Source organism: Flavobacterium artemisiae, assembly GCF_042678225.1.
GTDB lineage: Bacteria > Bacteroidota > Bacteroidia > Flavobacteriales > Flavobacteriaceae > Flavobacterium > Flavobacterium artemisiae.
This window is the reverse complement of the sequence record NZ_JBHUDZ010000016.1, coordinates 478095-484460: the sequence shown is the minus strand read 5'-3', so window position 1 is coordinate 484460 and position 6366 is coordinate 478095. Positions and strand designations below refer to the sequence as shown.

3 protein-coding genes are annotated in these 6366 nt (G+C 37.4%); all 3 read right to left on the bottom strand.

What is annotated here, in order from left to right; genetic code table 11:
* Nucleotides 1-137 precede the first annotated feature (137 nt).
* Nucleotides 138-1556 carry a TolC family protein gene (locus tag ACFSC2_RS18365; RefSeq protein ID WP_379815800.1) on the bottom strand — a complete coding sequence of 473 codons (1419 nt, stop codon included), beginning with the start codon at nt 1554-1556 and terminating at the stop codon, nt 138-140.
* A 317-nt stretch (nt 1557-1873) separates the two neighbouring features.
* Nucleotides 1874-5038 carry an efflux RND transporter permease subunit gene (locus ACFSC2_RS18360; protein WP_379815799.1) on the bottom strand — a complete coding sequence of 1055 codons (3165 nt, stop codon included), beginning with the start codon at nt 5036-5038 and terminating at the stop codon, nt 1874-1876.
* A gap of 12 nt (nt 5039-5050) precedes the next feature.
* Entirely contained in the window at nt 5051-6268 is a 1218-nt protein-coding gene (locus ACFSC2_RS18355) for an efflux RND transporter periplasmic adaptor subunit (protein ID WP_379815797.1), read from the bottom strand.
* Between the last annotated feature and the right edge of the window lie 98 nt (nt 6269-6366).

The window sequence follows — 6366 nt, the reverse complement described above, 5'->3', positions numbered from 1 at the left end:
GAGAAATTTAGAAAAACTTAGCGTGCCTTGCGTAATCCCTTGCGCTCTTTGCGGTTAAATAAAACAAAAAACGCCATGAAACCGAAGTCTCGCAGCGTTTTCATCTCAAAAAATAAATAATTAACGGGTAACGGGTATTATTTCCAGCCTCCGCCTAGAGCGCGATACAAATCGGTATTAGCTGTAAGTTGTTGTCTTTTTAAATCGGCAAGTTCTAATTCGCTTTGTAAAAGATTTGCTTGTGCCGTTAAAACTTCCAAATATTCTGCTAAACCATTTTTGAATAACAAGTTAGAGTTTTTAATAGCCAGTTGTAATGTTTTTACTTTTTCTTTTAAGAAAGTTTCCTGCTGTTGGAGTTTCTCCACTTTAACCAAAGCATCTGAAACTTCGCTTACAGCAACTAAAACTTGTTGTCTAAAAGCTAAAACCGCTTTTTCTCTTTCCGCAACAGCGATATTATATTGTGTTCTTACTCTTTTGTTGTTTAAGATTGGTTGTGTTAAGCCACCTGCAACAGTCCCGAAAAGAGAAGCTGGAATATTGAACCAGCTGCTCGTTTCGAAAGAGTTTAAACCGCCTTGAGCCGTAATTCTAAGAGCCGGGTATAAATCCGCTTTTGTGATACCGACATTGGCGTTTGCTGCTTTAAGCGCTAATTCAGCACTTTTTACGTCTGGTCTTCTGCTTACTAGTGATGAAGGAATCCCAACGGCTGGATTGCTTTTAATTTCAATTGAATTTAAAAGAATAGTTCTTTGTTTTGAATTTGGGAATGAACCTGTCAAAACACTTAAAGCATTTTCCTGAATAGCAATGTTTTGTTCCAATAACGGAATCAATTGCTCTGAGTTTAATTTCTGTGCTTCAGACTGCTGAATCGCTAAAGTAGTTACCTGACCAGCATCGTATTTTAATTTAATAATATTCGTTGTGCTGTCATTTAATCTTAGGTTTTGCTGTGCGATTTTCAACTGCGCGTCCAGCATCAAAAGATTGTAATATCCTCTAGAAACATTAGCAACAATATTGGTCTGCAATGCTTTTTTTACTTCTTCAGACTGAAGATATCCTGCGTAAGCTCCTTTCTTTTGGTTTCTGATCTTTCCCCAAATATCAGCCTCCCAAGAAAGTGAAGCTCCAGCAGAATAATCATCAATATGTTTAGCACCTAAAGCCTGATTCAAGTTCATTCCGGTAAAACTATTGTCAGATGGATTGCTTGTACTTGCATTTACAAATAAGTTCACTTGAGGAACATTTCCCCATTTAGATTGTGTGAATCTGTACTGCGCAATTTCGATGTTCTTTTGAGCAATCAGCAGATCGTTATTTCTCGCAACTGCGCTGTCGATTAGCTGAACAATATCTTTTTCTGTAAAGAAATTTTTCCACTCAATATCGGCAATACTAGTTGTATCACTCGAAACCGATGCATTCCTGAAATTCTCAGGAAATGCATCTTTTGGAGTTTCAATATCCTTTGAGACTTTACAGGATATTAAAGTCGTGATCAGAATGGCGAAGGTCACGATTTTGGTTATATAATTTTTCATTGTCTTTTTATTAGATTTCTGTACCCTTTGGCTTTGGGTGTATTTTTTTAAACACATAGAGACATAGTTTTTGTAAACTTTAAAAGAGGCGTTTCACTAATTTAAATGCACATAGTTTAGCTATGTGTGGAAACTAGTTTCTTCTACACTCTTTTTTATGAGTTAGAAAATCTATGTTTCTATGTGTTTAATTTTATTTTTTAGATCTCTGTACAAATATCTTTTTTGGTTTCAAGATCTTTTGAGATTCTGTACGATATATATCCGATGCCGATAATTACGGTCACCAAGATTGTTGTTATATAATTTTCCATATTTTATTTTTCTTCGTTATGAATTACGGCAACTGGTTTTCCAGAAACCTTTTCTTGTAAATATTGGAAGACGATGAATAAAACCGGAATAATAAATAATCCTAAAATTACTCCCGAAATCATTCCGCCCGCAGCTCCAATACTAATAGAGTGGTTACCCTGAGCTGATGGCCCTTTGGCACTCATCATTGGCACTAAACCAACAATAAAAGCAAGAGACGTCATGATAATTGGTCTTAAACGTAATTTGGCAGCATCTATAGAAGCTCTTACTAACGCCATACCTGATTTTCGTTTCTGAACCGCAAACTCCACAATCAAAATGGCATTTTTGGCGAGAAGTCCAATCAGCATGACTAGGGCAACTTGTACATAAATGTTGTTTTCGATTCCAGTTAAACCAATGGCAACGAATACTCCAAAAATACCTGCAGGAATCGATAAGATAACCGCTAGAGGAAGGATATAACTCTCATACTGTGCAGCAAGTAGGAAATAAATGAATATCAAACACAGTAAGAAAATTGTAGCCGACTGCCCTCCAGAAGAAATCTCTTCACGCGTTTGGCCCGAGAATTCAAACCCGTAACCTGCAGGCAATTGTTGTTTTGCTACTTCTTCAATCGCTTTAATGGCATCTCCAGAACTAAATCCAGGTTTCGGAATCGCATTAATAGAAATTGAGTTAAACAAATTATATCTAGAAGCGGTTTCAGAACCATAAATACGAGTTAGTTTTACTAAAGTATTTATCGGCACCATTTCGCCTGTTTTATTTTTTACGAATACACGGTCAATTGCTGTTGGATCGGCTCTGTCGGCAATATCAGCCTGAACAACCACACGGTAATATTTACCAAATCGGTTAAAGTCTGATGCCTGTGCACTACCAAAATAAGCCTGCATGGTTTGTAAAATGTCTTTTACATTAACACCTAATTGATTCGCTTTTTCGTCGTTGATATCCAATTGTAATTGCGGATAATCAGCTTTGAAACTCGTGAAGGCAACTGCAATTTCTGGACGTTTCATTAATTCGCCAATGAAATTTTGAGAAATACCACTGAATTTATCCAGTTTTCCTCCCGTTTTATCCTGAAGAACCAAATCCAAAGCCTCAACGTTACTAAATCCAGGAACAGTTGGGAAACTGAATACGAAGAAACTTCCGCCAGAAATAGCGCCTAGTTTACCACGAACCTGATTCATGATTTCGTCGATATTTTTGATATCACCACGTTCTTCATTTGGTTTAAGCAATACGAAAACAACCGCAGAAGATGGACTCGTAGAATTCGTCAATAAGTTGAAACCAGAAATCGCTGTTACGAATCTTGAAGCATCTAAACCTCTTAAAGTATTTTCAGCCTCAGTCATTACTTTTTGAGTTCCGTCAAGCGAAGTTCCCGATGGTGTGTTAACAGCAATAGCAATAAATCCTTGGTCTTCTGTCGGAATAAATCCTGCAGGAGTTGTTTTTACTAATAAAACAGTTGCTAAAGTAATTAAAGCCAATCCACCTAAACTGAACCATTTTTTTCTGATTAAGAATTTCAATCCGCCAACATAGCGATTGGTCAACGATTCAAAACTGCTGTTGAAAGCCGTAAAGAATTTTTCTTTAAATCCTTTTTTCTCATAAGGCGCACTATGATCGTGAGCTGAATGATTGTCTTTTAAGAACAAAGCAGCAAGCGCTGGACTCAAAGTCAAAGCATTAACAGCCGAAATTACAATTGCAATTGCCATCGTAAAGGCAAACTGACGATAGAAAACTCCCGTTGAGCCTTCCATAAAACCAACCGGCAGGAAAACAGCAGCCATTACCAGCGTAATCGAGATAATAGCACCCGTTATTTCGTGCATTGCTTCATGCGTGGCGATTTTTGGAGACAAACGTTTGTGCTCCATTTTCGCATGCACGGCCTCGACGACTACAATCGCGTCATCTACCACAATACCAATCGCCAGAATTAATGCGAAAAGCGTTAGAAGGTTGATCGAGAATCCGAATAACTGCATGAAGAAGAACGTTCCTAAAATTGCTACAGGTACAGCAATAGCCGGAATTAATGTTGATCTGAAATCTTGCAAGAAGATAAATACCACGATGAAAACCAAAATAAAAGCTTCCAGTAAGGTATGTTCAACCTGTTCGATTGATTGGTCTAAAGATACTTTTGTACTATAGAATATATTGTGTTTAATGCCTGTTGGAAAATCTTTAGAAGCTTTTTCCATCATTTTATTGATCGCAATCTGAATATCATTGGAGTTCGATCCAGCCAACTGAATAACCCCAATTACAATTCCTTTTTTACCATTTAAACGAGTTAAACTGTTGTAAGAGTAAGCACCTAATTCCACTCTCGCCACATCTTTTAAGCGAAGAACAGAACCATCTGCATTAGAACGAATTGCAATGTTTTGATAATCTTCTGGTTTGGTAAGTTTTCCTTTGTATTTAATTACGTATTCAAAAACTTCTTTACTTCTTTCACCAAATTTACCTGGAGCCGCTTCCAAACTTTTGTCTTGAATGGCTGCCATCACTTCATTTGGCGTTACTTTGTAAGTAGACATTTGTGTTGGATTCAACCAAACACGCATAGAGTAATCTTTTACACCACCAAAAATAGAGGCAGAACCAACTCCGGGAATACGTTTTAATTCCGGAATAATATTAATTTGTGCATAGTTGGCAACAAAAGTCTGATCGTATTTCGCTTCATCTTCAGTGTACATACCAATCGCCATGATGAAACTGTTTTGTTGTTTCGCCGTGATAATACCTTGCTGAACAACCTCCGCAGGCAATTGACTTGTTGCTTGAGCAACCCTGTTTTGTACGTTTACTGCAGCTTGATCGGCATCTGTTCCTAGTTTAAAGAAAACAGTAATCGCCAAACTACCATCGTTACTCGCAGTAGAACTCATGTAAGTCATGTTTTCTACACCATTTATAGACTCTTCAAGAGAAGGTGCCACAGAACGTAAAACCGTTTCTGCATTCGCTCCAGGATATACCGCCGTTACCAAAACCGATGGTGGCGCAATATCAGGAAACTGTTGTAAAGGCAGTTTAGTTAAACCCAATACTCCCAGAATAACCAATAAAATGGAAATTACGGTTGCCAGTACTGGTCTTTGTATAAATATTTTGAACATTATTTCTTTTGATTATTTTTTGTTAGTTACTTCGGCAACTTTAGTTAATTTTTCAGGCTGAATCGCTTGTCCGTCCTGAAGTTTGTCAATACCGCTTAACACGATTTGGTCACCAGATTTTACGCCGTCTTTAATTAAATAATTCGTACCGTTTTTACCGATAACAGTAATGGGCATTTTGGTTACTTTGTTGTCTTTACCTACAGTGAAAACAAACACTTTATCCTGCATTTCGATAGTTGCAGCCTGTGGCACCAAAATCGCATCTGCGTGGTTTAATCCTAAACGGATTCTTCCTGTATTTCCAGAACGTAATGTTCCGTTTGCATTTGGGAAAGTCGCTCTAATCGTAATAGCACCAGTAGTTTTATCAAACTGACCGTCAACCATATCGATTTTTCCTGTTTTAGCATACGCGCTGTTATCAGCCAAGATTAAAGTAACAGGAGGTAATTTTTTGATTTTATCGCCTAATGAACTTCCAGCGTATTGCTCTTTAAAGTGAATGAAATCTGTCTCGCCTAAAGAGAAATAAGCAAAAACTTCGTGTACATCAGATAAAGTTGTTAAAGCTTCAACATCAGAAGCCGAAACTAAACTTCCTTGTTTTTTAGGCAATCTTCCGATGTAACCACTCACTGGAGCTGTCACATTTGTATATCCTAAATTAATTTTAGCAGAACCTACCATTGCTTTTGCCTGCTCGATATTTGCAGCAGCAATTTTTTGTGAAGCTTTAGCCGTTTTTAATTGGTAATCAGAAACTACTTTGTTTTGTACTAGCGGCGCCAATTTATCAACTTCTAAGTTGGCGTTGATCAAAGCCGCTTCAGCTGCATGAAGACTTGCTAAAGCATTATTTAACTGCTCGCGAAACGGACGCTCATTGATTTTAAATAACGTTTGTCCTTTGCTTACGTAAGCACCTTCGTCAACAAAAATTCTGTCAAGGTTACCGCTAACCTGCGGACGAATTTCAACATCTACAGTTCCTTGGATAGAAGCAGGATATTCAGAGTCAGTGATTGTGTTTGCACTTGTGATCGCCAAAACGGGTAAAACCGGTGGTGGTGGAGCAGTAGGAGCCTGATTTTTATCGGCACAGCTGCTTAAAACTAATGCCAGAATAAAACTGGTTATAATTACATTTTTCATTTTCATTGTGGTTTTAATTGGTTGAACATTTCTCGGATTATTTCTTTTGGGTATTCTGGCATTCTCGGGATTCATATTTAATTGAATTAAATTATCTAACGTTGTTAAGTAAATGAGCACAAACTTCCATACTTTAATCATTTTCAACTGTCTTCCTAAATCGGTATTAAAAT